At 65.1% G+C, this 25,601-nt stretch carries 19 protein-coding genes; 9 read left to right on the forward strand and 10 right to left on the reverse strand.

The annotated features are described in order from the left end of the window. Positions 1-135: 135 nt before the first annotated feature. The 3 genes from HNR05_RS16235 to HNR05_RS16245 form a co-directional block, all read right to left on the reverse strand. Entirely contained in the window at positions 136-1,092 is a 957-nt protein-coding gene (locus tag HNR05_RS16235) for a nucleoside hydrolase (RefSeq protein ID WP_179580079.1), read from the reverse strand. A 79-nt stretch (positions 1,093-1,171) separates the two neighbouring features. Then, complete coding sequence (locus HNR05_RS16240) at positions 1,172-1,663, reverse strand: GNAT family N-acetyltransferase (RefSeq protein ID WP_179580080.1); 492 nt, start codon at positions 1,661-1,663, stop codon at positions 1,172-1,174. Between the two features lie 182 nt (positions 1,664-1,845). Then, the gene (locus tag HNR05_RS16245) at positions 1,846-3,417 is read right to left on the reverse strand and encodes a DEAD/DEAH box helicase (protein ID WP_179580081.1); all 1,572 of its coding nucleotides are present in this window, start codon (positions 3,415-3,417) and stop codon (positions 1,846-1,848) included. Between the two features lie 324 nt (positions 3,418-3,741). Here HNR05_RS16245 and HNR05_RS16250 point away from each other — a divergent pair, with 324 nt between their 5' ends. From HNR05_RS16250 to HNR05_RS16265, 4 genes are all read left to right on the forward strand, one after another. Beyond that, entirely contained in the window at positions 3,742-4,044 is a 303-nt protein-coding gene (locus tag HNR05_RS16250; RefSeq protein ID WP_179580082.1) for a DUF427 domain-containing protein, read from the forward strand. A gap of 161 nt (positions 4,045-4,205) precedes the next feature. Then, positions 4,206-5,489 carry a glycosyltransferase gene (locus HNR05_RS16255; protein WP_179580083.1) on the forward strand — a complete coding sequence of 428 codons (1,284 nt, stop codon included), beginning with the start codon at positions 4,206-4,208 and terminating at the stop codon, positions 5,487-5,489. Between the two features lie 258 nt (positions 5,490-5,747). Beyond that, positions 5,748-6,824: a hypothetical protein gene (locus HNR05_RS16260; RefSeq protein WP_179580084.1), complete on the forward strand. Its 1,077-nt coding sequence runs from the start codon at positions 5,748-5,750 to the stop codon at positions 6,822-6,824. 146 nt (positions 6,825-6,970) lie between these two features. After that, positions 6,971-9,211 (forward strand): HelD family protein, encoded by a 2,241-nt coding sequence (locus HNR05_RS16265; protein ID WP_179580085.1) that lies wholly within the window; start codon positions 6,971-6,973, stop codon positions 9,209-9,211. A 632-nt stretch (positions 9,212-9,843) separates the two neighbouring features. Here the strand turns inward: HNR05_RS16265 and HNR05_RS16270 are convergent. Further along, positions 9,844-10,488 (reverse strand): DUF1684 domain-containing protein, encoded by a 645-nt coding sequence (locus tag HNR05_RS16270; RefSeq protein WP_179580086.1) that lies wholly within the window; start codon positions 10,486-10,488, stop codon positions 9,844-9,846. 23 nt (positions 10,489-10,511) lie between these two features. Then, positions 10,512-11,024 carry a hypothetical protein gene (locus tag HNR05_RS16275; protein WP_179580087.1) on the reverse strand — a complete coding sequence of 171 codons (513 nt, stop codon included), beginning with the start codon at positions 11,022-11,024 and terminating at the stop codon, positions 10,512-10,514. 43 nt (positions 11,025-11,067) lie between these two features. Between HNR05_RS16275 and HNR05_RS16280 the strand changes: the two genes are divergently transcribed. The 3 genes from HNR05_RS16280 (at position 11,068) to HNR05_RS17680 (ending at position 13,486) form a co-directional block, all read left to right on the forward strand. After that, entirely contained in the window at positions 11,068-11,502 is a 435-nt protein-coding gene (locus HNR05_RS16280; RefSeq protein WP_343062646.1) for an EVE domain-containing protein, read from the forward strand. 49 nt (positions 11,503-11,551) lie between these two features. Further along, positions 11,552-12,817, forward strand: a complete 1,266-nt coding sequence (locus tag HNR05_RS16285) for a hypothetical protein (protein ID WP_179580088.1) — start codon at positions 11,552-11,554, stop codon at positions 12,815-12,817. Positions 12,818-12,910: 93 nt separating this feature from the next. After that, on the forward strand, positions 12,911-13,486 hold the full coding sequence (locus HNR05_RS17680) for a 2-phosphosulfolactate phosphatase (protein ID WP_179580089.1): 576 nt from the start codon (positions 12,911-12,913) through the stop codon (positions 13,484-13,486). A 33-nt stretch (positions 13,487-13,519) separates the two neighbouring features. Here the strand turns inward: HNR05_RS17680 and HNR05_RS16295 are convergent, their stop codons facing one another. The 5 genes from HNR05_RS16295 to HNR05_RS16315 form a co-directional block, all read right to left on the reverse strand. Next, positions 13,520-14,185 (reverse strand): CGNR zinc finger domain-containing protein, encoded by a 666-nt coding sequence (locus HNR05_RS16295; RefSeq protein ID WP_179580090.1) that lies wholly within the window; start codon positions 14,183-14,185, stop codon positions 13,520-13,522. A 45-nt stretch (positions 14,186-14,230) separates the two neighbouring features. Next, positions 14,231-14,725: a SprT-like domain-containing protein gene (locus HNR05_RS16300; protein WP_179580091.1), complete on the reverse strand. Its 495-nt coding sequence runs from the start codon at positions 14,723-14,725 to the stop codon at positions 14,231-14,233. Continuing rightward, entirely contained in the window at positions 14,725-15,894 is a 1,170-nt protein-coding gene (locus HNR05_RS16305; RefSeq protein WP_343062648.1) for a PQQ-dependent sugar dehydrogenase, read from the reverse strand. The genes HNR05_RS16300 and HNR05_RS16305 overlap by 1 nt, the downstream gene beginning before the upstream one ends. 96 nt (positions 15,895-15,990) lie before the next feature. Further along, the gene (locus HNR05_RS16310) at positions 15,991-16,398 is read right to left on the reverse strand and encodes a hypothetical protein (RefSeq protein ID WP_343062649.1); all 408 of its coding nucleotides are present in this window, start codon (positions 16,396-16,398) and stop codon (positions 15,991-15,993) included. A gap of 233 nt (positions 16,399-16,631) precedes the next feature. Further along, a complete protein-coding gene (locus HNR05_RS16315) occupies positions 16,632-17,501 on the reverse strand; it encodes a spermidine synthase (RefSeq protein ID WP_179580093.1) in 870 nt (289 codons plus the stop codon). Between the two features lie 600 nt (positions 17,502-18,101). On the opposite strand from HNR05_RS16315, the gene rpoB reads away from it, so the two are divergent. Together rpoB and HNR05_RS16325 are read left to right on the forward strand one after the other, a co-directional pair. After that, positions 18,102-21,593, forward strand: coding sequence for a DNA-directed RNA polymerase subunit beta (gene rpoB, locus HNR05_RS16320; RefSeq protein ID WP_179580094.1), 3,492 nt, complete (start codon positions 18,102-18,104; stop codon positions 21,591-21,593). A gap of 43 nt (positions 21,594-21,636) precedes the next feature. Beyond that, complete coding sequence (locus tag HNR05_RS16325) at positions 21,637-25,533, forward strand: DNA-directed RNA polymerase subunit beta' (RefSeq protein ID WP_179580095.1); 3,897 nt, start codon at positions 21,637-21,639, stop codon at positions 25,531-25,533. Positions 25,534-25,601: the final 68 nt, after the last annotated feature.

The raw sequence follows: 25,601 nt of genomic DNA on the forward strand, positions 1-25,601 counted from the left end.
CCGTCGACTTTCTCTGTCGCGGTCGAGTTTGCCGGATGCGCAGGACGAACTCGACCGCAACTGCTGAACTCGGCGGGCGGCGGGCGGCGGGCGGCGGGCGCTCACGCGACCCGATCTGATTGTGCTGGTGCTGGCCTACGCCAGTCCGAGGGTCTTCAAGAACAGAGCCGTGTAGCGGGGCACGTCAACGTCGAGGGCGATCTCGGCGGTCTCCCAGACGTCGGCGAGTCCGTGCATGAGATCTTCGCCGGCCGTCTGTCGCATGTCGACGAGGGTCTGCCCACGCCCGTATCCGGCCAGTTCGACGCGCACCGGACGGATCTGGGTGCGTAATGCGCCCGGATCGACAAGTGCGCAGACCGCGCCGGCGTCACCGATCAGGCCGGAGTACACCGTTGCGGAGTCGGGGCCCGCGTTGACGCGGTTCGTCAGCAGCGAGCCGACGGTGCGTCCGAGCGTCGTTTCGTGCTCGAGCAACGCGACAGCGACCTCTTCGGCGACAGCAACCTGATTGAACACGTCAAGGCCGTACATGAACGTGGGAACGCCGGAGTCGAGCACGATGGCGGCGGCTTCCGGATCGTGCCACACGTTGAACTCGGCAACGGCAGTGGCGTTGCCGACGCTGGCCGAGCCGCCCATGAAGACGATGCGCTCGATCTTGCTGGTGATGTCGGGGTATTGACGAAGCAGCAGAGCAAGGTTCGTCTGCGGGGCTAGCGCAACCAGGGTGACGGGGCGCTCGCTGTCCTGAATGAGCTGGTGCATGAGCTCGACAGAGCTGATCGGCAGAGCAGTGCGCTCGCTCGGCGGCAGACGCAGGGTGCCCAAACCGCCCTCGCCGTGCACGTGGGAGGCGTCGCGAGCGCGCTCGATCAGGGGGCGCCGGGCTCCGGCAGCAACCGGAATGTCGGGGGCGTTTGCGACATCCAAGATGCGCAGAGTGTTCTGCACGACACGCTCGAGCGAGGCGTTGCCGGCCACGCAGCTAATACCGAGCACATCGATCTCGGGGTGCGCGACGGCGAAAAGGATGGCGAGGGCATCGTCAACGCCGGTGTCGACGTCGAGAATAACGGGGATGGTGGTCATCCACTCAGCCTAAGCGTTTCGAAAGTGGTCTGCCTGGTACCCACCCGCGCTGTCATCGGGGGATAAAAACGAAGAACAACTAGCGAACGAGTCGAACCTCGTGGATTTCCTCGCCAAGGAACGGCTGCGTCTGCTCCTCGCCATCGGGGGCGAAACTGTTGCGCTTGTAGAAACCGTGGGCGCGCGGGTTATCCGAGGCTACCCAGAGGTAGGTGGGTTCGTCGCCACAGGCGGCGTCGAAGAGCTTCTGGCCGATTCCGGTGCCGTGATAGGCATCGAGCAGGTAGATGAAGTACAGCTCGCGCGCGCGCGGCGCCTCGTTATCGCGGGCCGGGCCGGAACCCGAGAACCCGACGATCTCGCCGTCGACGAGTGCCGCGAACTGGCGAAAATCGTCGCCCTGGCTCATCCAGTGTGTCCACAGTTCGGCCATGCGTCGCGGCGACAGATTCGCCAGCGTGGCTTCGCTGATCAGGTGGTCATAGGTTTCATGCCAACAGGTTGCGTGTACGCGTCCAAGGGCTTCTGCGTCGACGTCACGTACCGGTCGAACAACTACTTCGGTGCTCATGAAGCGAGACTAGGCCAGCGGCACGCCGATACGAAATCGACGGATATCGTCCCCCGTCTTCTGGCGACTTTTCGGGTCGCTCACGACTCTGCAGGCGCGGTACGGATGCCGAGAAACGCAGAACGGGCCGGCCTCGAAAGGCCGGCCCGTTCTGGCTGAGTGTGCGTGTTGTGCGCGGCGGACTAGCCCTGCGCGCGACGCGGCGCCGAACGACGGGCGCCACCGGTGGAACCGGCCCCGCGCACGAGGCTGCCCACCTGCAGGCCGCCGGAGCGGCCCGAGGAACCCTGCCCGCCGGAGCGACCGGAGCCCTGTGCGCTGGAACCGGAACCCTGCGGGGCGTGGCTGCGACCTGAGGCCGCGGGACGACCCGAGCGGTCACGGCGTGCACCGCCGGCAGCGACGCTATCGCCGCCACGCTCGGTGCGACCACCGCGTGACTCCCCGCCACGGCCACCCTGGGCGCCGTCGCGTTCGTCGCGGTTGGTGCGCTTGCGCTGGGCGTTGGCGCCCTGTGAGCGACCACCCTGTGACTGGCCGCGCTGCGGCTGTTCCTGGCGCGGAAGCGGCTTGACGTACGCGGCAACCTCGCCGATGAGCGCGGCAACGGCCGGGGACGTCGCGGTCACACGCTGCGGGGTCACCTTGATGGCGGCCTTGCGCAGCAGCAGCTCGGTGTCTTTCTTCTGCATCGGAAGCATGACGGTGACGACGTCACCGGCGCTGCCGGCCCGAGCGGTGCGGCCCGAGCGGTGCAGGTAGGCCTTGTGCTCGGCCGGCGGGTCAACGTGAATCACGAGTTCGATGTCGTCGACGTGCACGCCGCGAGCCGCGACATCCGTGGCGACGAGAACGCGCACATCGCCAGCCGAGAAGGCGGCGAGGTTGCGGTCACGAGCGACCTGCGACAGGTTGCCGTGCAGGTCGACGGCCGGGATACCCGAGTCGGTGAGCTGCTTGGCCAGCTTCTTCGCGTGGTGCTTGGTGCGCATGAACAGAATGCGGCGGCCCTTGCCCGAGGCGAGTGCCTGAACGAGGTCCTTCTTCGCGTCGACGCCGTCGACCTCGAAGACGTGGTGGGTCATTGCCGACACGTGGCTGGTGGCCTCGTCGACGGAGTGCAGAACCTCGTTGTGCAGGAAGCGACGCACGATCTTGTCCACGCCGTTGTCGAGCGTGGCCGAGAACAGCAGGCGCTGGCCGTTGCTGGGGGTCTTGTCGAGGATGCGCGTGACGACGGGCAGGAAGCCCAGGTCGGCCATGTGGTCGGCCTCGTCGAGCACGGTGATCTCCACCGAGTCGAGGTTGACGAAGCCCTGCTTCATGAGGTCTTCGAGGCGGCCGGGGCAGGCCACGACGATGTCGACGCCGGCCTTGAGCGCGGCAACCTGACGGTTCTGTGAGACGCCACCGAAGATGGTGGTCGTGTTGAGGCCGTAGGCCTCGGCCATCGGGGTGAGCGCGGCGGAGATCTGGGTGGCCAGCTCGCGCGTCGGCGCCAGGATGAGCCCGAGCGGACGGCCCGGGCGACGCTTGCCGCCGGCGAGTGTGCCGCCGAGACGGGCGACCATGGGAATCGAGAAGGCCAAGGTCTTGCCCGAGCCGGTCTTCCCGCGGCCGAGCACGTCGCGGCCGTTCAACGTGTCAGGAAGGGTATCGACCTGAATGGGGAAAGCGGTGGTGAGTCCCTGCGCCGACAGTACGGCGACGAGGGGAGCTGGCACGCCAAGCGCGCCAAAGGTTTTTTCAGACAAAGTGGTGCCTTTCAGGCATCAGATTCCTGCCTACGAACCGACCCGCGCACAGCGGATTTCGGAACCAGAGAGGATTCACATGGCGAAGGTGCCGAAGGGCACATCCGTTCGCCGTAAGAATGATTCATTCCGAAATCGTTCCGAGCCGCCGAAGCGGGCTGGTGCGATAAGAAGAGGGCGTTCTACGACGCAGGGAGCGCAGTTATGCACTCGCAAGTACCTCAAGTCTAGCGGATGCTGTCAAATTGAGCGCCTATCGGTGCCAATCGGGGAATGCGCAGCGGTCGCCCCGCGTTGTTTCAGGCAACGACAACTGGAGGAATCATGAAGGCAGTTCTGGGCGACACCGTCATTGCAGAAGCACCGAAAGAGGAGCTGATCTCGATTGAGGGGAACTGGTATTTTCCTCCGGCGAGTGTGAAAGCTGGGCTGCTTGTGAAGAGCCCGACGCCCTACACGTGCCCGTGGAAGGGCGAATGTCAGTATTTCTCCGTCACGGACGGCGACAGCCTGCTGCCCGATCGGGCCTGGAGCTACCCCACCCCATACCCGGCGGCTTTCGACCGGGTTGGCGCGGACTTCAGCAACTATGTTGCTTTTTCGAAAGACGTCACGGTCGTCGACTAGGTAAAACTTCACTGAGGCCGGGCGCCGTTGGGCCATGACGGAGGCCAACGGAGGCCCCCTCGGTGGGGGACGCGAGAGCACATGCCGGTCGGAGCACTAGCCTGTAGTGCTTCTCCCTTTTCCCGGCGCACCAGCGGGTGCAGGCTCAGAAAGACTCTTTAATGGCATCCCTCCTCATCTGCTGTACCCCGGTTCACGGCCACGTCGCCCCGCTCCTCGCGGCCGCTACCTCGCTGGTCACACACGGTCATCGCGTGCGTTTTCTCACGGGCGCGAAATACCGGGGCAAAGTGGAGGCCACGGGCGCAGAGTTCCTGCCGCTGCCGCAGGAGGCCGATTACGACGACGCCGACCTGGATGCCGCGTTCCCGGGCCGAGTCGGACGCAGCGGCATCGACGGCATCCGTTATGACATGACGACCATTTTCGTGAAGCCGATGCCCGCCCAGGCGCGGGCCGTCGAGGCGGCCATCGCGGCCGAGTCGGTCGACGTCATCTTGAGCGAACCGATGTTCACCGGCCTGGCCGCACTCGTCGACCGCCCCGGACGACCGGCCATCGTGAGCCTGGGCATCATCCCGCTCGGCCTGCCCAGCCCCGATACTGCACCGATGGGGTTTGGCCTGCCGCCGATGAAAGGCCCGGTCGGGCGTGTTCGCAATGCGCTGCTGTCGTCGTTCGCCGAGCACGTTGCCTTCGCCCCCGTGCAGAAAGAGGCGTCACGGCTGGCCACCGAGGTGAGCGGCCAGCCCCTTGACGGCTTTTTCATGAACTGGCTATCGAAAGCGGATGCCGTGGTGCAGTTCACCGTGGCGGAATTCGAGTATCCGAGGCGCGCAACACCGCTGCCCGTGCATTTTGTCGGCCCGATCGCCCGCACGGTGCCCTCCGAGGGCGCCCTGCCGGACTGGTGGGACGAGCTCGACGGTTCGCGCCCCGTGATCCATGTGACGCAGGGTACCGTCGCGAACAAAAATTATGACGAGCTGATCGCGCCGGCGATGCTCGGGCTCTGTGCCGAGGATGCTCTCGTGGTGGTGAGCACCGGGGGGCGTGCGGTGTCGACGTTGCCGCATCCGTTGCCGGCTAATGTGCGCGCGGCCGAGTATCTGCCCTACGACAAGCTGCTGCCGTTGACCGATGTGTTGGTCACCAATGGGGGATACGGCGGAGTGCACTATGCGATGGAGCACGGGGTTCCGCTCGTGGTGGCGGGCACCACCGAGGACAAGGTCGAGGTGACGGCTCGGGTGGCCTGGAGCGGGGTGGGCGTGAACCTGCGTACAAACAAGCCGACGCCGGGTGCGATCGGCGACGCCGTGCGCCGCGTACGAGGCACCCCCAGCTTCCGCGTCGCGAGCGCGAGCATCGGCCGCAAGATTGCCGCCTCGTCCGGGCTCGACGGCCTGAACGAGGTCGTCGTGAAGTTGGCCGAGAGCCGCTGAGTCGACGGGCGTCGCTCCGCTCGATGCGCCGACGGATTGGATTCGCTCGACGATCATCGCTCACGACAGTCCCACTCTGCTCTTCCCTCGATCGGGGCCGTGCGGACCCTGCCGCTGCTGATTCTGAACAACCCCGCACATCCGGCCGATAGTCGTATCGACTTCGCTTCGCCGCCGATCCCCGGTGCCGCCCTGATTGCGCCTGTCACCCACTGCATTGCTCTCTCTGTCGGACGATAGAAACGAAGGAACACCACGATGGTCAACAACATGCGAGATGCCAGGAACTCTCTCCACAACATCGAGCGCGACGCGAAGAGCGCAGCGAATTCTGCCGGCCAATCTGCCCACAGCAATGCCGCCACCGCTCGTGCAGCTCAGAGTGCGGCGAGCGGGGCGTGGGTCGGCGCAGGGTTCCAAGCGGTTTCGGCATTTCAGTCGGCCCGCGCTGCGCGGGCAGCGGAGGAGACGCTCGCGCTCAACCACGCAATGGCAGAGCGTCAGTACGCAGCGGCGGAGCAAACAACGCGGTACCAGTTTGCCGCCTGGCGGCAGTCCGCAGAAGGGACCGCATTCATGGCGTGGCGGGTGCCCGCATTCAGGCTCGGGCAGTTCCTGCTCAATCGTGATTCCGAATGGATGCAGGGGTGGGCGCGGGCCATCGGACGCGCGCAGGCGGAGACTCCCAATGACGAGAAACGGCGTTTCATGCAGCATCCTGCACGCCTGAAGCAGACTGGTCTCAAGGTCGCTTCACTCGTGAGCCTGACGTTCGGCGTCTTCTTCCTGCTCGGACTGCTGTTTCAGGTCTTCTCGGCCACACTCGTGCAGTCGGCACCCAGCCGTTCCGGCTTCACCTACGAGCAATGCCTGGACGTGCTGGCCGATCCCACGAACTTTCTCATCGATGAGGCTAACTGCGAGGCCATTAACCCGAACCCAGCTGGGCCGATTGTCGTGCAAGCCGTGCCGATGGTGCTGTTTCTCGGGCTGGCAGTCATGTTCGTGGTCCTGCGCCGGTTCAAGCAGCGTGCGGCGCGAATGGATCCGACCGTGCCGAACGAGGCGCAGGCGCGGATCACTCGCTGGGGCTTCGATCCGCTCGCTGTCGCGCCGGGCTATGCCGGGTTCGAGTGGTACCACGTTCCGAGCAACAGCACTCTCGCTGATCGACTCATGAAGCTCGCGCTCTTCGACGGGCATGGGCACCCCCCGGCGCAGTCGGCGCTCGTCACGCTCGACGTTCCGGGCGCGTGGCCACCGCACGAGAACCACCCGGTAGAAATCAACGAGCTGCTCGTGAAGTTTCAGCAGGAACGGCCGGTGGTCGGCTGACGCCGAGCGCCAGATCGCGCACCGAGTGTCGTGAACACAGGCAACGACGGGTGCGACGGCGCCGCAGAAGGATGCGGTCAATCGACTCCGACCAAGCGCGCTAAAATTCTTTGACCGATAGTCGCTAGCTGCGTGGGAGTCGAGCAATGGATAACGAACTCGACCGCGAGCGTGCGCGGGTTGCACGCCTGTACGACCGCCTCGATGGATTGCGCGACGAGGAGGCCCGTCGGCTGAACGCCGTGCGCTCCAGCAAGGTCGGTGGCAACCACCAGATGCGCAGTGAGCGCGACGCCCTCGCACGCATGCATGAAGATCGCCTGCTGCAGTTGCGCGATGTCGACGCCCGCTTGGTCTTCGGACGGCTGCAGCTGCCGAAGGCCGCCGAGGACGAGGCCGACAGCGCCTTCCGTTACATCGGGCGTCTCGGCCTGCGCGACGAGGAACAGCGCAGCCTCCTGCTGGACTGGCGCGCCCCGCAGGCCGCCGCCTTCTACCAGGCCACGGCAGCCAATCCGCAGGGTGTGCTGGCCCGGCGACATGTGACGATGCGCGACCGCGAGGTGACGCACCTCGACGATGAGGTCTTCGACGCAGACCTGCTGGCCCAACCCGGCGCCGCACTTGAGGTGCAGGGCGAGGGAGCCCTGATGGCCGCGCTCACCGGGCATCGCACGGGCCGGATGCACGACATCGTGGCGACCATCCAGGCGGAGCAGGACCGCATCATCCGTTCCGAAATGCGCGGCGCCCTCGTCGTGCAGGGCGGTCCCGGCACCGGCAAAACCGCCGTGGCGCTGCACCGGGCCGCCTACCTGCTGTACACACACCGTGACCGGCTCGGCTCGGCCGGTGTGCTCATTGTCGGGCCGTCCGGCGCATTCCTGCGCTACATCGAAACCGTGCTTCCTTCGCTCGGTGAGACCGGAGTGGTGCTGCAGTCACTCGGCGAGCTGTTCCCCGGCGTGCGGGCGACCGACGACGACAGCGCCGCCGCCGCCGTGCTCAAGGGCTCGCTCGAGATGGTCGATCTCATTGCCCGGGCCGTGAAGTCGCGTCAGCGAGTTCCGGCCGACACCGCGCACATCGACGTGAACGGCGACGTGCTTCGGGTGAGCCCCGCCCTCATCGCCCGCGCCATTCAGCGCGCGCAGCAGAGCGGAAAGGCGCACAACGAGGCTCGGGTGGTGTTCGTCAACCAGGCGCTCGACGCGCTCGCCGCACAACTGGCGAACCAGTTGCGCACGGCTGGTGCCGTCATTGACGACACGGATGCCTCCCAACTCCGCGAAGACATCCGCGAGTCCACTGACGCGAAGATCGTGTTGAACACGGCCTGGCTGCCGATGACGGCCGAGAAGCTCATCGGTGATCTGTTCGCGCGCCCGGACTGGCTGGCCGAGTTGACGCCGCGCTGGACGCCCGAGAAGCGGGCGCTGCTGCACCGGGCACGAACCGAACCGTTCACGATCTCCGACATCCCTCTGCTTGATGAGGCGGCCGAACTCCTCGGCAGCCCACCCGCCGCACCAGAGGCCGGCCAGCGCGAACGCGACCTGCAGCGCGCGAATGACATCGAAAACGCGAAGTACGCCATCCGCAATGCCGGTGTCGAGGGCATGGTCAGCGCTGAGCAGCTGGCCGACAATTTTGCCGAGGCCCCCGTGCGCGTAACGACCGCTGACCGCGCCGCGACCGACCGTACCTGGACCTATGGCCATGTCGTCGTCGATGAGGCCCAGGAACTCTCGCCCATGCACTGGCGTCTACTCGTCCGCCGTTCGCCCATGCGCTCGTTCACGATCGTGGGTGACATCGCCCAGGCCAGTTCGGCGGCCTCCTCGCGCAGTTGGCGCTCGGCGCTCGACCCATTCTTTCGCGGCCGCTGGGATCTCGAAGAGCTCACCGTGAACTACCGCACTCCCGCGCAGATCGCCCGCGAGGCCGAGCGGGTGGCCGGCGAACATGGCCTGCCGATCACCCCGGCCCAGTCGGTGCGTGAGGGCGACTGGCCGATTCGTGACGTGACGGTCGGGAGCCCAGATGCACTGCCGCTCGCCGTCGCGGAGGCCGTGAGGGTCGACCGGGGCATCGACGCATCGGGCACGCTCGCCGTGATCGTTTCGCGGGCGGCCCGGGCTGCAGTGCTCGCGCGGCTGATCGCCACCTTCGGAACGGATGTCGGAGCCGGCGAGGCCGGACTCGAATGCCCCATCGCCGTGCTCACCACTCACGAGTCGAAGGGCCTCGAATTCGATGCCGTCGTACTGGCCGACCCTGCTGCGCTCGTCGCCGAGTCCCCGCGCGGTGCGGCGGCGCTCTATGTGGCGATGACGCGTCCGACGCAGCGCCTGACCCAGGTGCATGTGGACGTTCCGTCCGCCTGAGTCCTTCCGCCGGTCGAGCGTGTCGAGACCCCGGGCGTGTCCAGTTCCGTTGGTCGAGCGTGTCGAGACCCCGGGTGTGTCGGTTGTTCCGTTGGTCGAGCGTGTCGAGACCCCGGGTGTGTCCAGTTCCGTTGGTCGAGCGTGTCGAGACCCCGGGTGGGTCGGTGTTGTTCCGTTGGTCGAGCGTGTCGAGACCCCGGGTGTGTCCAGTTCCGTTGGTCGAGCGTGTCGAGACCCCGGGTGTGTCCAGTCTCGGGGCGTGGTCGCGGGATCTCGACGAGCTCGATCAGCGGGTGCGAGCTCGATCTGCGGTTGCGAGCTCGATCAGCGGGGGTGGGCTCGATCAGCGGGTGGGTCGGTGTTGTTCCGTTGGTCGAGCGTGTCGAGACCCCGGGTGGGTGCGGTCTCGGGGCGTGGTCGCGGGATCTCGACGAGCTCGATCAGCGGGGGTGGGCTCGATCAGCGGGTGGGTCGGTGTTGTTCCGTTGGTCGAGCGTGTCGAGACCCCGGGTGGGTGCGGTCTCGGGGCGTGGTCGCGGGATCTCGACGAGTTCGATCTGCGGGTGCGAGCTCGATCTGCGGGTGCGAGCTCGATCTGCGGGTGCGAGCTCGATCAGCAGGTGCGGGCTCGATCAGCGAGTGCCGGTCGAGCCATGATGCAGTTCACCGACCGGCACCGGAACGCCGATCACGTTGCCGGACTGAGCCAGAGGGCACGCCCACATCGGGTCGTATGCGCACGAGGGATTGTAGGCGAAGTTGAAGTCGAGAATCAGTGAATCGTCGTCGAGACCGGCCCCGAGATCCGCGCCCTTGACGGTGTCGAGCAGGTAACGACCACCGCCATAGGTGCCGCCCGCCAGCCCGGCCAAGGCGTCTTTCACCGGCAGAAACAGGCCGCCCGCGTACCCGGCCAGTCGCCACACGTCGAGGGAACCCAGGTAGGGCACGCGCACCGAGCCGACCAGGTCGAACGGCACAGTGCCATCCGTTCCCGTCTCGACGGTGATGCGCAGCGGCTCCGGCGCACGGTGTACCTCGACCTCGAAGCGCCAATCCGGGTCGTAGGCGGCGACGGGCAGCCCGGTGAAGGCCATCCTGTCGTCGGGGAGCAACGGTGACGACGGATGCCCCGCGAACAGTTCGTCGCGCCCGGAACGCCAGAGCTCATGCCCGGCGGACGGATTGCGCGCGCTGAGCTGTCGCACCCCGGCATACAGGCCGAAGACGCGGCGGCGCCAATCGGTGATCTGCAGGGCTCCAAGTGTAGAACTCATGCGCTCAGGTTAGCCCGTAGGTGCTAGTCGGTGGCGGGTTCCAGGTCAACGCCCCGATCGAAGCGCCAGGTGGGAGCGAGGCGCGAGAGCTGGCGCATCCGCCACTGCCAGAACACCCAGAATCCGGGCCAGAGGGCGAGAGTGGCGGGTCCGGCCGCAAAGATCAGCTGGTCGCGGTAAAGGGTCTTGCCGGTGCCGGCTGGGTCGGGCGAGACCGCCATGCTGTGGTCCCAGCGGGTAAGCGCCGCGAGTGAGCCTGAGGTGCCGTGGCCGGAGTCGCGCAGAATACGCACGTCACCGTTGTGCCGGGTGGAGACTCCCAAACTGATCATTTGGCGTCCGAGTGGGATGAGGCCGAGTGCACGCAGCGCCACCGGATGCGCACCCTCCTCCCAGATCGTCGGAAACCCGTTGGCCTGCTCCGAGGTGACGCTGACCAGCGGCGAGCCGACCTCGCGAAAAACCGCCGGGCTGCGCAGGGCGCGCCAGGCGGCATCCGGGGAACAATCAAGAATTTCTTTTAAGAGCACGCGCATGCTCCCAGTCTGGGGTGAGGCGCGGATGCAGTACAACTGAAACGTGGGAATTAGATATTGGCTCGGGGTCGTCCATCGCGCGAACGTGCGTCGTGGCGTGGCGATGGGCATGACTCAGGCGCAGCAGAGCTCCCGTGAAACGCTCGGCAGCATGCGCGAGTCCGACGGTTTGGTCTATTACTCGCCCCGAACAGACGTCGATGGTGCGGTGCTGCGGGAGTTCACCGCGATCGGCTGGATCGCAGATAGTCCGGTGCCGCAGCCCGCAGGGTCCGACTACCTGCCATGGCGCCGCCGGGTCGACTATGAGCACGACGCGGTCGCGACCTCGATTCGGCCGCTGCTGCCTATTCTCGATTTGAGCCGCGGAAACCCGGACTGGGGCGTGCAGTTGCGCCGGGGCCTGCTTCAGATTTCCCGGCACGACTTCGACGAGATCCGCCGGCAGATGCGGCGCCCATCGCCTGACGAGCGCTAACGCGGCTCGGCAGCGCGGGCGTGTCGCATCCGCTCGATAGACTTGCGCAATGGCTGTTGATGCGTGGTGGGTTCCCTCGCTCATCGTCCTCGCGTTCGTTGTGGCGGGCATTGCCGTGCTCGTCTCGGTTCTGCGCCGGCGCAGCAGAGCGATCGAACAGGCTGAACAAGCGGATGCCGCGGCCCGCGCCCGCGCAGCGGCGATCAGCCTGGTGCGTGCCGACGATCTCGTGCAGTCTGCGGCCGACGAACTCGGCTTTGCGATCGCCCAATTCGGCGAGAACGCCACGCGCGAGTTCGCGCAGGCTCTCACCACGTCACGCCGCCAGCTGCGCGACGCGTTCGCGTTGCAGCAAAAGCTCGACGACGCGCTCCCCGACACCGACGCCGAACGCCGCCGCTGGAACGAGCAGATCATCGCCTTGGCCGACGAAGCGACGACACGTCTCAACGGGCAGACCCGCAGCTTTGAATCACGCCGCGGCGTCGAGCGTGAGGCTCCGGTTCTGCTCGCCCAGCTGCAACGCCGTGTCGAGCGGGCCGCCGACCGCATGGCATCCGGGCACGCAAGCATCGATCGGCTCGCCCTCACCTACACGGACGCGGCGCTCGCCGCACTGCGCAGCAACGCCGGCCGGGCTGCCGTCGCGCTGGCCGAGGCGCGGGAGGCTGCTGCGGCGGCATCCGCTCGACTGGGCAGTGCACAGTCCGAACCGGTGGGCGAGCAGATGAGTGCCGCCGAGCGTGGAATGTTTACCGCTACAAAACTGCTCGATGCGATTGAGACCGGCGAGGATGACCTGCACATCGGGTTTGCCACACTCGCGACGGCCCTCGATGCGGCGGATGCCGAACTCGCGGAGGCGCGTGATTTGCGAGACCGGCACGAAGAATCCGACGCGCGGGACTCCCTGAACCTGGTGATCGCCCAGGCCGACCGTGTGGTGGCCGAGCTGCGGAACCCAGCGCGCCTGAGCGATCCGGCCGCCGACCTGCTGCGATTGCGGGAGGCGATGGACGGCCTCGACATGACTCGCTCCGCTGCCCGCAATCGGCAGTTGCGACTCGAGAATGCGCGGGGTGCCCTCACAGGTGCGTTGCTCACCGCACGCAGCCAAATCTCGGTCACCCGTGACTACATCGGCTCCCGAGCCGGTCAGGTGGGTGCCCCGGCGCGCACCCGGCTGGCCGAGGCAGAACGGCAGCTGTCCCTCGCCGAGGCCGAAGCCGACCCGGTGACCGCACTCGACACGGCACGGCGCGCAATGACCTTCGCGACGGATGCCGACGCCCTCGCCCGCTACGACGCGCACTGATCTCTTCGGCTCTTCGGATGCCCGCGGGTTCGTTGCGGCCCACCCTCGAGAGTGCAGGTGCACGAGAGGCCCGGCAGCCGATACTCTGGGCTCGTGAACGATGCACAGCCTCAGCAGACCTACCAGGTTCGATTCGACTGGGGAACCGCCGGGTTTCAGGCACTCGCCGCCGAGGCGGACGTGATCGTCATCGCCGATGCGCTTCCGCCGACGACCGAGCACGGCGCACACTTCTCGGGTCGGCTCTCGGGTCGCACGGATGCCGAGTCCGCGGTGATCCTTCCGGCCACGCTCAACAACCGCACGGCCGTTGCCGAGTGGGTGCTCGCCCGTCAGGCCGAGAAGGGCGCCCGCTTCTCGGTGGTTGTGATCGCGGCGGGGGAGCGTCGAGCCGATGGGGCCCTGCGCTTCGCGGTCGAGGATCTCTTCGTCGCCGGCGCCGTGATCGACGCGCTCTCCACCCTCGGAATCGACCATTGCTCGCCGGAAGCGGCCGCGGCATCCGCCAGTTTTGTCGGCCTACAGCGTGCGCTACGGCACCTGATCAGCGCCTCCGAAACCGGAATGGCACTGGCCAGCCAAGGCCGGCAGAGCGAGATACAACGCGCGAGCCAGATCGATGGCTCGACCGAGGTCGCAGCGGCCGAGGAGTTCCACTTCCTGGCCTGAGCCCAGCCCGACACGAGACGTCTACGCGGAGCGTCAGACTGAAACGGAACCCTCCTGCGCATGACGACCCGATGTCACGGGACCCGTCGTGGCCGACGTGGTGCGCTCACGGAACGCACGTACTTTAGCCCGGTTGCCGCAGCGCTGCATCGAGCACCAGCGGCGGTTCGCCGAGCGGGAGCTGTCCAGATAAAGGATCGCGCAGTCATCGGCCGAGCAGAAGCGGATGCGCCCAGCGGTGCCCGGACCGAACAGGTCGACGGCCGTGCGCGCGAGCGTCGACAGGGCCTGGCCCGCTCGCGGCGAGGTGCGACCGGCCTGACGAGAACCGCCGCTGAGGGCCGGCGGAATGTCGGGGGTGGCGGCAAAGAGGTTCACGATATCAATGTCTTGGCCGTCGGCTTCGTGGTCGCCTGCGGCGGCAACGGCCAGCCGGGCGATGGCCTCGCGCAGGGCGAGGGCGTCAATCAGATCACGTTCCTGCGTCTGCACACCGGGGGAGAATCGCTCGTTCAGCCACATCGCGAGGTCGTCAGAGGTGTGGAAGGTTTCCCGGCTGCCACTCGTGCCGACCACGCCGGAATAGGCGAAGTCCAGGGCGATCGAGCCGGAGTCGAACCACCAGCGCTGGCCGTCGCCGGAATCGAACCACTGCCCCGTCTGTGAGGTTCGAGCGGGTTCAGGCGGGGCGACGGTCATGTAACCAATGTATCAAGTTACGACGCGTGCTCCGGCAGGCCGCCCCTACAGTCCGGCCGAAGCCGCCGCTCGACGCCGGACCGCGGCGGTGATCTCACGCCGTGTCCAGGTAATCAAATGCGCCCGATTGAATGATCGGCCGCAGAGCCCGCACGCCAGCGGGCGTGTCGGCTGGCGGTACCGGTAATGGGCGTGACCGGCGGGGCACACCCCCACCCACGGGGCCAATTCGTCGGCGATCTCGCCGTCGTGGGTGCGCTTGCCCTCGTAGCCGAGCGAGTTCGCCAGGTTCCTCCACTTCGGACCGTGCCCGGCACGGGGGCCGGCCAGCGCGTGGGCCACCTCATGCAGCAGGATTTGGTGAATTTCGTCGTCGTCATAGCGTGCCGCCAGGTAGCGGGACACCGTGAGCTTGCGGTCGGTGAAGTTGCAGAGGCCGGCGCGTTTCTTGGCGTTGTCGAAACCAAACGACCAACTGGGGTCGAGGTGCAACCGGATGAGCGCATCCGCCCAGATGCGAACCCGCTCCAGATCGGCCATTAGGGAGCCACCTGCACTTGGAGCAGGCGGTCGTCGCCGGGGCGGGGTTGGCCGCGGCCGTCAGTGTTGTTTGTCACGAACCACAGTGTGCCAGTCGGGCCGGTCACGACGTCGCGGAGGCGGCCGAAGCCGTGCACAAACCAGTCCGTTGTCGTGCCTGTGGAAAGATCGACGCTCCGGAGGCGTTCCCCTTTCAGGCTGGCCAGGAAGAGTGTCTCGCCGACGATGGCGATGCCGCTCGGACTGGCCACGTCGGTCGGCCATTCCGCGAACGGGTTGATGAAATCTGAATCGTCTGATTTTCCTTCGACCGTCGGCCAGCCGTAATTACCGCCGGCGACGATGCGGTTGAGCTCATCCCATTTGTTCTGCCCGAACTCACTCGCCCACAATTGGCCCGCTGCATCCCAGGCGATCCCCTGCGGATTGCGGTGGCCGTAGGAGTAGACCAGGGTGTCGAACGGATTGCCGGACGGAACCCCACCTGTCGCAGTCATGCGCAGAATCTTGCCTCCGAGCGATGCTTTGTTCTGCGCGTTGGAAAGGATGCCGGCATCACCGGTCGTGGCGTAAAGCAGGCCGTCCGGACCGAAGGCGATCCGGCCCCCGTTGTGGTGTGCGGCCTTCGGGATGCCGGTGAGCACGACCTCGGGCGGGCCGAGGCCGTAGCTGCCCGCGCTCCCCAGGAGCGGCATCCGTTCGATGCGGTTATCGGTGCTCGACGTGAGGAAGGCGTACACCCAGCCGGTTCCACCGGCGGCGTCGGACGCGTCGGCCAGGAAGGCGAGTCCGAGCAGCCCTCCCTCCCCGGCCGGGTCGGCCGCGGCGACGATCCCCGCCTGGCGCACCGTTTTATCGGCCAACATTTCTCTCACGACGGTGGTGTCGCGCTCGCTGATCAGTGTGCCGCCCGAGGGCAGCTGCACGATTGACCAGGGGGCCTTGAGGGAGTGCGCCAGGGCGATCGGGTCGCCGACGGGATGCACGGGCACATACAGGGGTGACGTCGACGGCATCGGCGTGGCGGGAGCCGTTACCACCGGCAGTTCACTCGGCACGGGCGGCAGAGGAGGGGCGACGACGCAACCGCTGAGCGCGAGCATCGAGACGACAACGCCTGCGGCAGATGCCGAGAGTCGAGCGACGCGACGGAGCGCTGGCGTGTTCACACGGCTCCTCACCTCTTGGCTCAGCGCCTCACGGCGTAACCGGCTAGCTGACATAACCAGCATGGCGTGGATCGGCGATGGCGGCGAGGGGGCGGTTCAGCGCGTCAACGGACGGGCGGCGATGAACTTCTCGATCACCGCAACGGCCAACAATGAACTCTCGAGTTCATCGACCGAGGCCCCCGACTTCTCACGCAGAAAAACCGCGGCGGTGAAGTCGACCAGTGCCGCGTCGAGATTGCCCTGGTCGAACAGTACCTTGCCCCGGTTTTCACGGGCGAGGGTCGCCAGATCGACCCATTCGTGGGTCTCGGCCTCTTGCACGCAGTGGCTGAGTTCGCTGTAGGCCTCGTCAAGTTTGCCCTGGTACTGCAAAACCTGCGCTCGACGGATGCGGCTGCCAGCGAGTTGCTCGCGGCTGCCCGTGAAACGTGACAGACGCACGGACTCGCTGGCGATCAATGCGGCCTCATCGAGGCGGTCAATCAGGCGCAGCAGCGTCACCTTTTCGTCGAGAGCCGACAGGCTGCGCAGGTCCCCGAGCTGCTCGAGTCGTTCGAGGGCAGCCTGGGGGTCTGCTTGTTCACGGAGCGTGGTTGCGTCGTAGCCGATGATGATGCTCAGAATGAGTCCAGTGCTGAGGCTGGCGGGAGGGCCAGCGGGATTGTCGGGTGAGTCTTAGGATAACCCGCGCCACGGACAGAACCCCCGCAAACGGGGGTGCTCTCAGCGGGTGCTCAGCGGCCGATCTGAAAGACCGTGCGCCCCGGCAAGGGGGACGGCGTGGCCGTGGCATCCGTTGCGACAGAGGCGTTCGCCATGAACTGCGCGAACTCGGTGCCTTCGATCGCCTTCGCCGGATGGGGTCCACCGGCCATCAGTCGCGGAATCCAGTCGAGATCAATCGGGGTGTGGGCTGCCACGAAGACGATGTTCCCGAACCGGCGCCCCTTGAGTACCTGTGTCTCGGCCAGCCCGATGACGTGCCCGAACACAGCGGACAGTGTCGCAGCTTGTCCGCGCGCGAAGGCGAGCCCCGGACCGTCGGCAACATTGACCACCAGAACGCCGCGCGGCGACAACAGTGGCGCGGCCAGTTCGTAAAACTCCCGGCTTGTTACGTGGGCCGGTGTGCGGGCTCCGGAGAAAATGTCGACGACCACCAAATCGACCGAACCGTGGAGCCCGGCAGGCAGCTTGCCAAGCACCTCACGCGCATCGCCGTGGCGCACGCGCAACTGGGCTCGTTTGTCCCAGGGCAGTTCGGCGCGCACGAAATCGATCAGGTCACTTTCGAGCTCGACGACCTGCTGGCGGGAACCGGGCCGGGTCGCCTCGACGTAGCGGGGGAGGGTGAGCGCGCCGGCGCCCAGGTGCACGGCGGTGATGGGCTCGCCGGGTTCGCCGAGCAGATCGATCACATGCCCAATACGCTGGATGTATTCGAAGAACAACTCGCCCGGGTTGTCGATGTTGACGTGCGACTGCGGTGTGCCGTCGACGACCAATTGAAAGCTGCCCGGAGTGAATCGATCCGGTTCGATGACGGCCGTGTGTCCACTCAGCTTCAGTGTGATCGACGGATGCTGCTGCTCGCTCCTGCTCATTCCTCCAGTCTGCGCTATCCGGGGGAGTCCGGTGATCGGGCCTCGCCCGTTGATCGGGCCTCGCCCGTTGATCGAGCGTGTCGAGATCTCGGGGCACGGTTCTCGAGGTTGGCTTGCGGGGTCTCGACAGGCTCGACCAGCGGTTTGTCGGTGATCGGGTCCCGCCCCGTTGATCGAGCGTGTCGAGATCTCGGGGCACGGTTCTCGAGGGTCGCTTGCGGGGTCTCGGCAGGCTCGACCAGCGGGTGGGGGTTCTCGAGGGTGGCTTGCGGGGTCTCGACAGGCTCGATCAGCCGGTCGGTTGGCTTGCGGGGTCTCGACGGCGGCCGACCGGTGCGCGCGAGCCTGGGTTATACCCGAGAATTTCGACGAGGTCAAGAAAAGAGTGGACACGGCCTGTTTGAGCGCATATAGTTGATCCTTGCGCTCCCAGACATACCTCTGCCTTCATATTGCGGTCGGCTTTGCGTGCTCAAGCCACCTTGCGGCACATCTTCAATGAGAATTCACCGGTTTATTCTGGTGACACTTCCGAGGGTCTGTGGAGTACTCCATTACTAACAGTAACTAGACCTGACGGGGTCCACGGAGGTTATTTCCTTGGCTGCTGCGCGCAACGCAACCACCAATTCACCCAAGAACGGCCGCTCTGCGGGGCGTCTTTCGTTCGCAAAGATCACCGATACTCTCACTGTTCCGGATCTGCTCGCTTTGCAGACCGAGAGCTTTGACTGGCTCGTCGGGAACGACGCCTGGAAACAGCGCGTCACCGAAGCGCAGGCTCAGGGTCGTCAAGACCTGCCGACGCGCACCGGCCTCGACGAGATCTTCGAAGAGATCAGCCCGATCGAAGACCTCAGCGAAACCATGCAGCTGTCCTTCACCAACCCGGAGCTCGAGCCGGAGAAGTACACCATTGACGAGTGCAAGGAAAAGGGTAAGACCTACTCCGCACCGCTCTACGTGAACGCTGAGTTCATGAACCACCTCACCGGTGAGATCAAGACTCAGACCGTATTCATGGGTGACTTCCCGCTGATGACCCCCAAGGGCACCTTCGTGATCAACGGCACCGAGCGTGTCGTCGTCTCGCAGCTCGTGCGCTCGCCGGGTGTCTACTTCGACCGCCAGCAGGAGAAGACGTCTGACAAGGACATCTACTCTGCTCGCGTCATCCCGAGCCGTGGTGCCTGGCTTGAGTTCGAGATCGACAAGCGCGACCAGGTTGGCGTGCGCATCGACCGCAAGCGCAAGCAGTCCGTCACGGTCTTCCTGAAGGCCCTCGGCCTCACCAGCGAAGAGATCCTTGAAGAGTTCAAGGGCTTTGCGTCCATCGAGCTCACCCTTGAGAAGGACAACATCCTCACCAAGGAAGAAGCCCTCAAGGACATCTACCGTAAGCTCCGTCCGGGCGAGCAGGTTGCTGCTGAAGCTGCCCGCGCTCTGCTCGACAACTTCTTCTTCAACTCCAAGCGCTACGACCTGGCCAAGGTTGGTCGTTACAAGATCAACCGCAAGCTGGGCCTCGAGGCGCCGCTGACCGACTCCGTGCTGACGCTCCAGGACATCCTGGCCACGATCAAGTACCTGGTTGCTCTGCACGACAACCAGACCACGATTGCCGGCGTCCGTGAGGGCAAGGCCGTCGATATCCGTATCGACGTCGACGACATCGACCACTTCGGCAACCGTCGTATCCGCGCCGTTGGTGAACTCATTCAGAACCAGGTTCGCACCGGTTTGTCCCGCATGGAGCGCGTCGTTCGCGAGCGCATGACCACGCAGGACATCGAGGCGATCACCCCGCAGACCCTGATCAACGTGCGCCCCGTCGTCGCCGCGATCAAGGAGTTCTTCGGTACCTCGCAGCTGTCGCAGTTCATGGACCAGAACAACCCCCTCGCGGGTCTGACGCACAAGCGTCGTCTCTCCGCGCTGGGCCCGGGTGGTCTGTCCCGTGACCGCGCAGGCGTCGAGGTGCGAGACGTTCACCCCTCGCACTACGGCCGCATGTGCCCCATTGAAACCCCTGAAGGCCCCAACATCGGTCTGATCGGTTCGCTCGCCTCGTTCGCACGCATCAACGCGTTCGGATTCATCGAGACGCCGTACCGTCGCGTTGTCGACGGCGTCGTCACCGCGACGATCGACTACCTCACGGCCAGCGAAGAAGACGAGTACATCGTCGCGCAGGCCAACGCCCCGCTGACCAAGGACGCGCGCTTCGCTGAAGACCGCGTTCTGGCTCGCAAGAAGGGCGGAGAGGTCGACCTCTTCCCGCACGACGAGATCGGCTACATGGATGTCTCGCCGCGCCAGATGGTGTCGGTTGCGACCTCGCTCATCCCCTTCCTCGAGCACGACGACGCGAACCGCGCACTCATGGGTGCCAACATGCAGCGTCAGGCCGTTCCGCTTCTGCGGAGCGACTCCCCGTTGGTCGGTACCGGTATGGAGGGCTTCGCGGCTATCGACGCCGGCGATGTTCTCACCGCCGACAAGTCCGGTGTCGTCATGGAGGTCTCGGCTGACGTCGTCACCATCCAGCTCGATGAGGGTGGAACGCAGGACTACTACCTGCGCAAATTCGCCCGCTCCAACCAGGGAACCAGCTACAACCACCGCGTTCTTGTCAACGCCGGTGAGCGTATCGAAGCCGGCGAGGTCATCGCCGACGGTCCCGCCACCGACAACGGTGAACTCGCACTCGGAAAGAACCTCCTCGTGGCATTCATGCCGTGGGAAGGACACAACTTCGAGGACGCGATCATCCTGAGCCAGAACCTGGTGAAGGACGACGTTCTCTCGTCGATTCACATCGAAGAGTACGAAGTTGACGCGCGCGACACCAAGCTCGGCAAGGAAGAGATCACTCGCGACCTGCCGAACGTTTCGCCGGATCTGCTTGCAGACCTCGACGAGCGTGGCATCATCCGCATCGGTGCAGAGGTTCGCCCCGGCGACATCCTCGTCGGCAAGGTCACACCCAAGGGTGAGACCGAGCTGTCCGCTGAAGAGCGTTTGCTCCGCGCGATCTTCAACGAGAAGAGCCGCGAAGTTCGCGACACGAGCCTGAAGGTTCCCCACGGTGAGCGCGGCACCATCATCGGTGTCAAGGTCTTCGATTCGCAGGATGGCGACGACGAGCTCGGCTCGGGCGTCAACCAGCGCGTTGTGGTCTTCATCGCTCAGAAGCGCAAGATCACCGAGGGCGACAAGCTCGCCGGCCGTCACGGCAACAAGGGTGTCATCTCGAAGATTCTGCCTGTCGAAGACATGCCGTTCCTCGCCGATGGAACCCCGGTTGACATCATCCTGAACCCGCTCGGTATTCCGGGTCGAATGAACTTCGGTCAGGTGCTCGAAACCCACCTCGGCTGGATCGCCAAGCAGGGCTGGCAGGTCGAGGGCAAGCCCAAGTGGGCCGGCCGTCTTCCCGAAGCCGCGCACAGCGCCGCCCCGAACACCAAGGTTGCGACTCCGGTCTTCGACGGTGCCCTCGAGGAGGAAATCGCCGGTCTTCTCGACTCGACGATCCCGACTCGTGACGGCGACCGCCTGATCGACTCCACGGGTAAGACGCAGCTGTTCGACGGCCGTTCCGGCGAGCCGTACCCGCGTCCGATCTCGGTCGGCTACATGTACATCCTGAAGCTGCACCACCTCGTCGACGACAAGATCCACGCGCGTTCGACGGGACCGTACTCCATGATCACGCAGCAGCCGCTGGGTGGTAAGGCGCAGTTCGGTGGGCAGCGATTCGGTGAGATGGAGGTGTGGGCGCTCGAAGCATACGGCGCCGCATACGCACTCCAGGAACTCCTCACGATCAAGTCGGATGACATCCTCGGCCGCGTCAAGGTATATGAAGCGATCGTCAAGGGCGAGAACATTCAGGAGCCCGGTATTCCGGAGAGCTTCAAGGTTCTGATCAAGGAAATGCAGTCGCTCTGCTTGAACGTCGAGGTTCTCTCGGCCGATGGCACCGCAGTGAGCCTGCGCGACACGGATGACGAAGTCTTCCGTGCTGCTGAGGAACTCGGCATCAACATTTCCACCCGGTTTGAGTCGTCGTCGATCGACGACATCTAAACCTGGCCGCTGAAGAGACTCGAAAACTTTCCAAGGAGAGAAATTGCTCGACGTAACAACTTTTGACGAGCTTCGCATTGGCCTGGCTACCGCCGACGACATCCGTCGTTGGTCGCACGGTGAGGTCAAGAAGCCCGAAACCATCAACTACCGCACCCTCAAGCCGGAGAAAGATGGTCTGTTCGGTGAACAGATCTTCGGACCCAGCCGCGACTGGGAGTGCTCCTGCGGCAAGTACAAGCGTGTGCGCTTCAAGGGCATCGTGTGTGAGCGCTGTGGTGTCGAGGTCACGAAGTCGTCGGTGCGCCGCGAGCGCATGGGCCACATCGAACTCGCTGCCCCCGTCACCCACATCTGGTACTTCAAGGGTGTTCCTTCCCGCCTGGGCTACCTGCTCGACATGGCGCCGAAGGACCTCGAGAAGGTCATCTACTTCGCGGCCTACATGGTCATCGAGGTCGACGAAGACGGCCGTCACCAGGACATGCCGGGCCTTGAGAACGAGCTTCGCCTCGAGATCAAGACCCTCGAGGGCCAGCGCGACACCCGCATCGCTGACCGCCTGACGCGCCTGGAAACCGACCTCGCAGCACTGGAGGCCGAAGGCGCCAAGAGCGACCAGAAGAAGCGCACCAAGGATGCCGCCGAGAAGGAGATGACTCAGACCCGCAAGGCGATGGATGAGCAGATCGCTCACCTCGAACGCGTCTGGGAAGACTTCCGCACTCTCAAGGTCGGCGACCTGAAGCCCGAAGACTCCGTCTTCCACGAGCTGCAGGACCGCTTCGGCATGTACTTCGAGGCCTACATGGGTGCCGAAGCCATCAAGAAGCGCCTCGAGGCCTTCGACCTGGTCACCGAAAGCGAAAACCTGCACCTGCAGATCGCCGAGGGCAAGGGCCAGAAGAAGATCCGTGCGATCAAGCGTCTGCGCGTCGTCAACGCCTTCATCACGACCGGCAACTCGCCGGCCGCGATGGTGCTCGATGTCGTGCCGGTCATCCCGCCGGAACTGCGCCCGATGGTGCAGCTTGACGGTGGCCGTTTCGCCACGAGCGACCTGAACGACCTCTACCGTCGTGTGATCAACCGCAACAACCGCTTGCGTCGTCTCCTTGACCTCGGTGCTCCCGAGATCATCGTGAACAACGAGAAGCGGATGCTGCAGGAGGCCGTCGACGCACTGTTCGACAACGGTCGTCGTGGTCGCCCCGTCACGGGCACCGGAAACCGCGCGCTGAAGTCCCTGAGCGACATGCTCAAGGGTAAGCAGGGTCGGTTCCGTCAGAACCTGCTCGGTAAGCGCGTTGACTACTCGGGCCGTTCGGTCATCATCGTCGGCCCGCAGCTGAAGCTGCACCAGTGTGGTCTGCCCAAGCAGATGGCGCTGGAGCTCTTCAAGCCGTTCGTGATCAAGCGCCTGATCGACCTGAGCCACGCTCAGAACATCAAGGCCGCCAAGCGCATGGTCGAGCGGAGCCGCCCGCAGGTGTGGGACGTGCTCGAAGAGATCATCCGCGAGCGCCCCGTGCTTTTGAACCGTGCACCAACGCTGCACCGCCTGGGCATCCAGGCCTTCGAGCCTCAGCTCGTTGAGGGTAAGGCCATCCAGCTGCACCCGCTCGTCTGTGCTGCGTTCAACGCCGACTTCGACGGTGACCAGATGGCAGTTCACCTGCCGCTGTCCGTCGAGGCCCAGGCCGAGGCTCGCATCCTGATGCTCGCATCGAACAACATCCTGAAGCCGTCTGACGGTCGCCCGGTGACCCTGCCCACACAGGACATGATCATCGGTCTGCACCACCTGACCACGCTCAAGGAAGGCGTTGTCGGCGAAGGCCGTGCGTTCTCCACAGTGGCGGAAGCGATTCTTGCTTTCGACCAGCACTCGCTCGACCTGAACGCCAAGGTGCGCATCCGCCTCACCGACAAGTACTTCACCGAGGGCACGCAGCCCGAGGGCGTCGTGCTGGTCAACGGCAAGGCAGAGGGAACGGTCCTCGTGAACACGACCCTCGGTCGTGCGCTGTTCAACGAGACGCTTCCGACGGACTACCCGTACTTCGAGAAGGTTGCCGACAAGGGCACCCTCTCGGCGATCGTCAACGACCTCGCTGAGCGGTACCCGAAGGTGGAGGTTGCAGCTGCGCTCGACAACATTAAGGATGCCGGTTTCTACTGGGCAACCCGTTCCGGCGTGACCGTTGCGCTCAGCGACATCCTGACCCCGCCGAACAAGCCGCAGATCGTTGCCGGCTACGAGAAGCAGGCCGCCAAGGTTCAGTCGCAGTTCGAGAAGGGTCTCACGACCGACCTCGAGCGTCGTCAGGAGCTCATCCAGATCTGGACCAAGGCGACCGAAGACGTCGCCACGGCCATGCAGGCGAACTTCCCTGAGGACAACACCATCAACCGCATGGTCACCTCTGGTGCCCGTGGTAACTGGCTGCAGGTTCGTAACATCGCCGGTATGCGAGGCCTGGTGAACAACCCGAAGGGTGAGATCATCCCTCGCCCGATCATCTCGAGCTACCGCGAAGGCCTGTCCGTCGCCGAGTACTTCATTGCTACTCACGGTGCTCGCAAGGGTCTGGCCGACACGGCTCTGCGTACTGCAGACTCGGGATACTTGACGCGTCGTCTCGTTGACGTCTCGCAGGATGTCATCATCCGCGAAGACGACTGTGGCACGACCAAGGGTCTTGAACTGCCGATCGCAACGGTTGACGCTGCGGGAACGCTGGTTCGCCACCCCAACGTCGAGAACGCCGTGTACGCTCGCTCGCTGGCCGCAGCCGCGGTCAACGCGAAGGGTGAGGTCGTCGCAGACGCCGGATCCGACGTGGGCGACGTTCTCATCGACCAGCTCGTTACGGCTGGTGTCGAGAACATCAAGGTGCGCTCGGTTCTGACCTGTGAGTCCGCCGTCGGTGTCTGTGCAGTCTGCTATGGCCGCTCGCTCGCGACCGGTCTGCTCGTCGACATCGGTGAGGCCGTCGGCATCATCGCCGCACAGTCGATCGGTGAGCCGGGAACCCAGCTCACGATGCGTACCTTCCACACCGGTGGATCGGCATCCGCCGATGACATCACCCAGGGTCTTCCCCGGGTGCAGGAGCTCTTCGAAGCGCGTACCCCCAAGGGTGCATCGCCCATCGTCGAGGCCGCCGGTCGCATCACGATCGAAGACACCGACCGCAGCCGCAAGGTGATTTTGACGCCCGACAACGGCGACGAAGCGATTGCCTACCCGGTGCTCAAGCGTTCGACCCTCCTCGTTGAGGATGGCCAGCACGTTGAGCTCGGTCAGCAGGTCATCGTTGGCGCCGTCGACCCGAAGGAAGTTCTTCGAGTCAAGGGTGTCCGCGAAGTGCAGAAGCACCTCGTTGGTGGCGTGCAGGATGTCTACCGTTCACAGGGTGTGCCGATTCACGACAAGCACATCGAGGTCATCGTTCGTCAGATGCTTCGTAAGGTCACCGTCGTCGAACACGGCGACACGGGCCTGCTGCCGGGTGAGCTGGTTGACCGTCAGAAGTACAACGAGCTCAACCGCGCCGCGTTGACCGAGGGCAAGAAGACGGCTTCGGCTCGTCAGGAAGTCATGGGTATCACCAAGGCTTCACTGGCAACCGAATCCTGGCTGAGCGCCGCTTCCTTCCAGGAGACCACCCGGGTGCTGACCCAGGCGGCCATGGAAGGCAAGAGCGACCCGCTGATGGGTCTCAAGGAGAACGTGATCATCGGTAAGTTGATCCCGGCCGGAACCGGTCTGCCGCGGTACCGCGACGTCACCGTCGAGGCAACCGAAGAAGCCAAGGCTGAGCGTTACCCGAACCGCATCTTCACCGATGATGCAGCGTTCAACGAGGGTGACCTGAGCTTCGTCGACTTCGACAGCTTCAGCTCGGACGACTTCACGCCGGGCACATACAACTAGTTCGTATGGCGGCGTAGTTGCTCGAATAAAGAGGGTCCCGGCGTGAGCCGGGGCCCTCTTTTTTGTCT

The organism is Leifsonia psychrotolerans (assembly GCF_013410665.1).
Taxonomy (GTDB): domain Bacteria; phylum Actinomycetota; class Actinomycetes; order Actinomycetales; family Microbacteriaceae; genus Cryobacterium; species Cryobacterium psychrotolerans_A.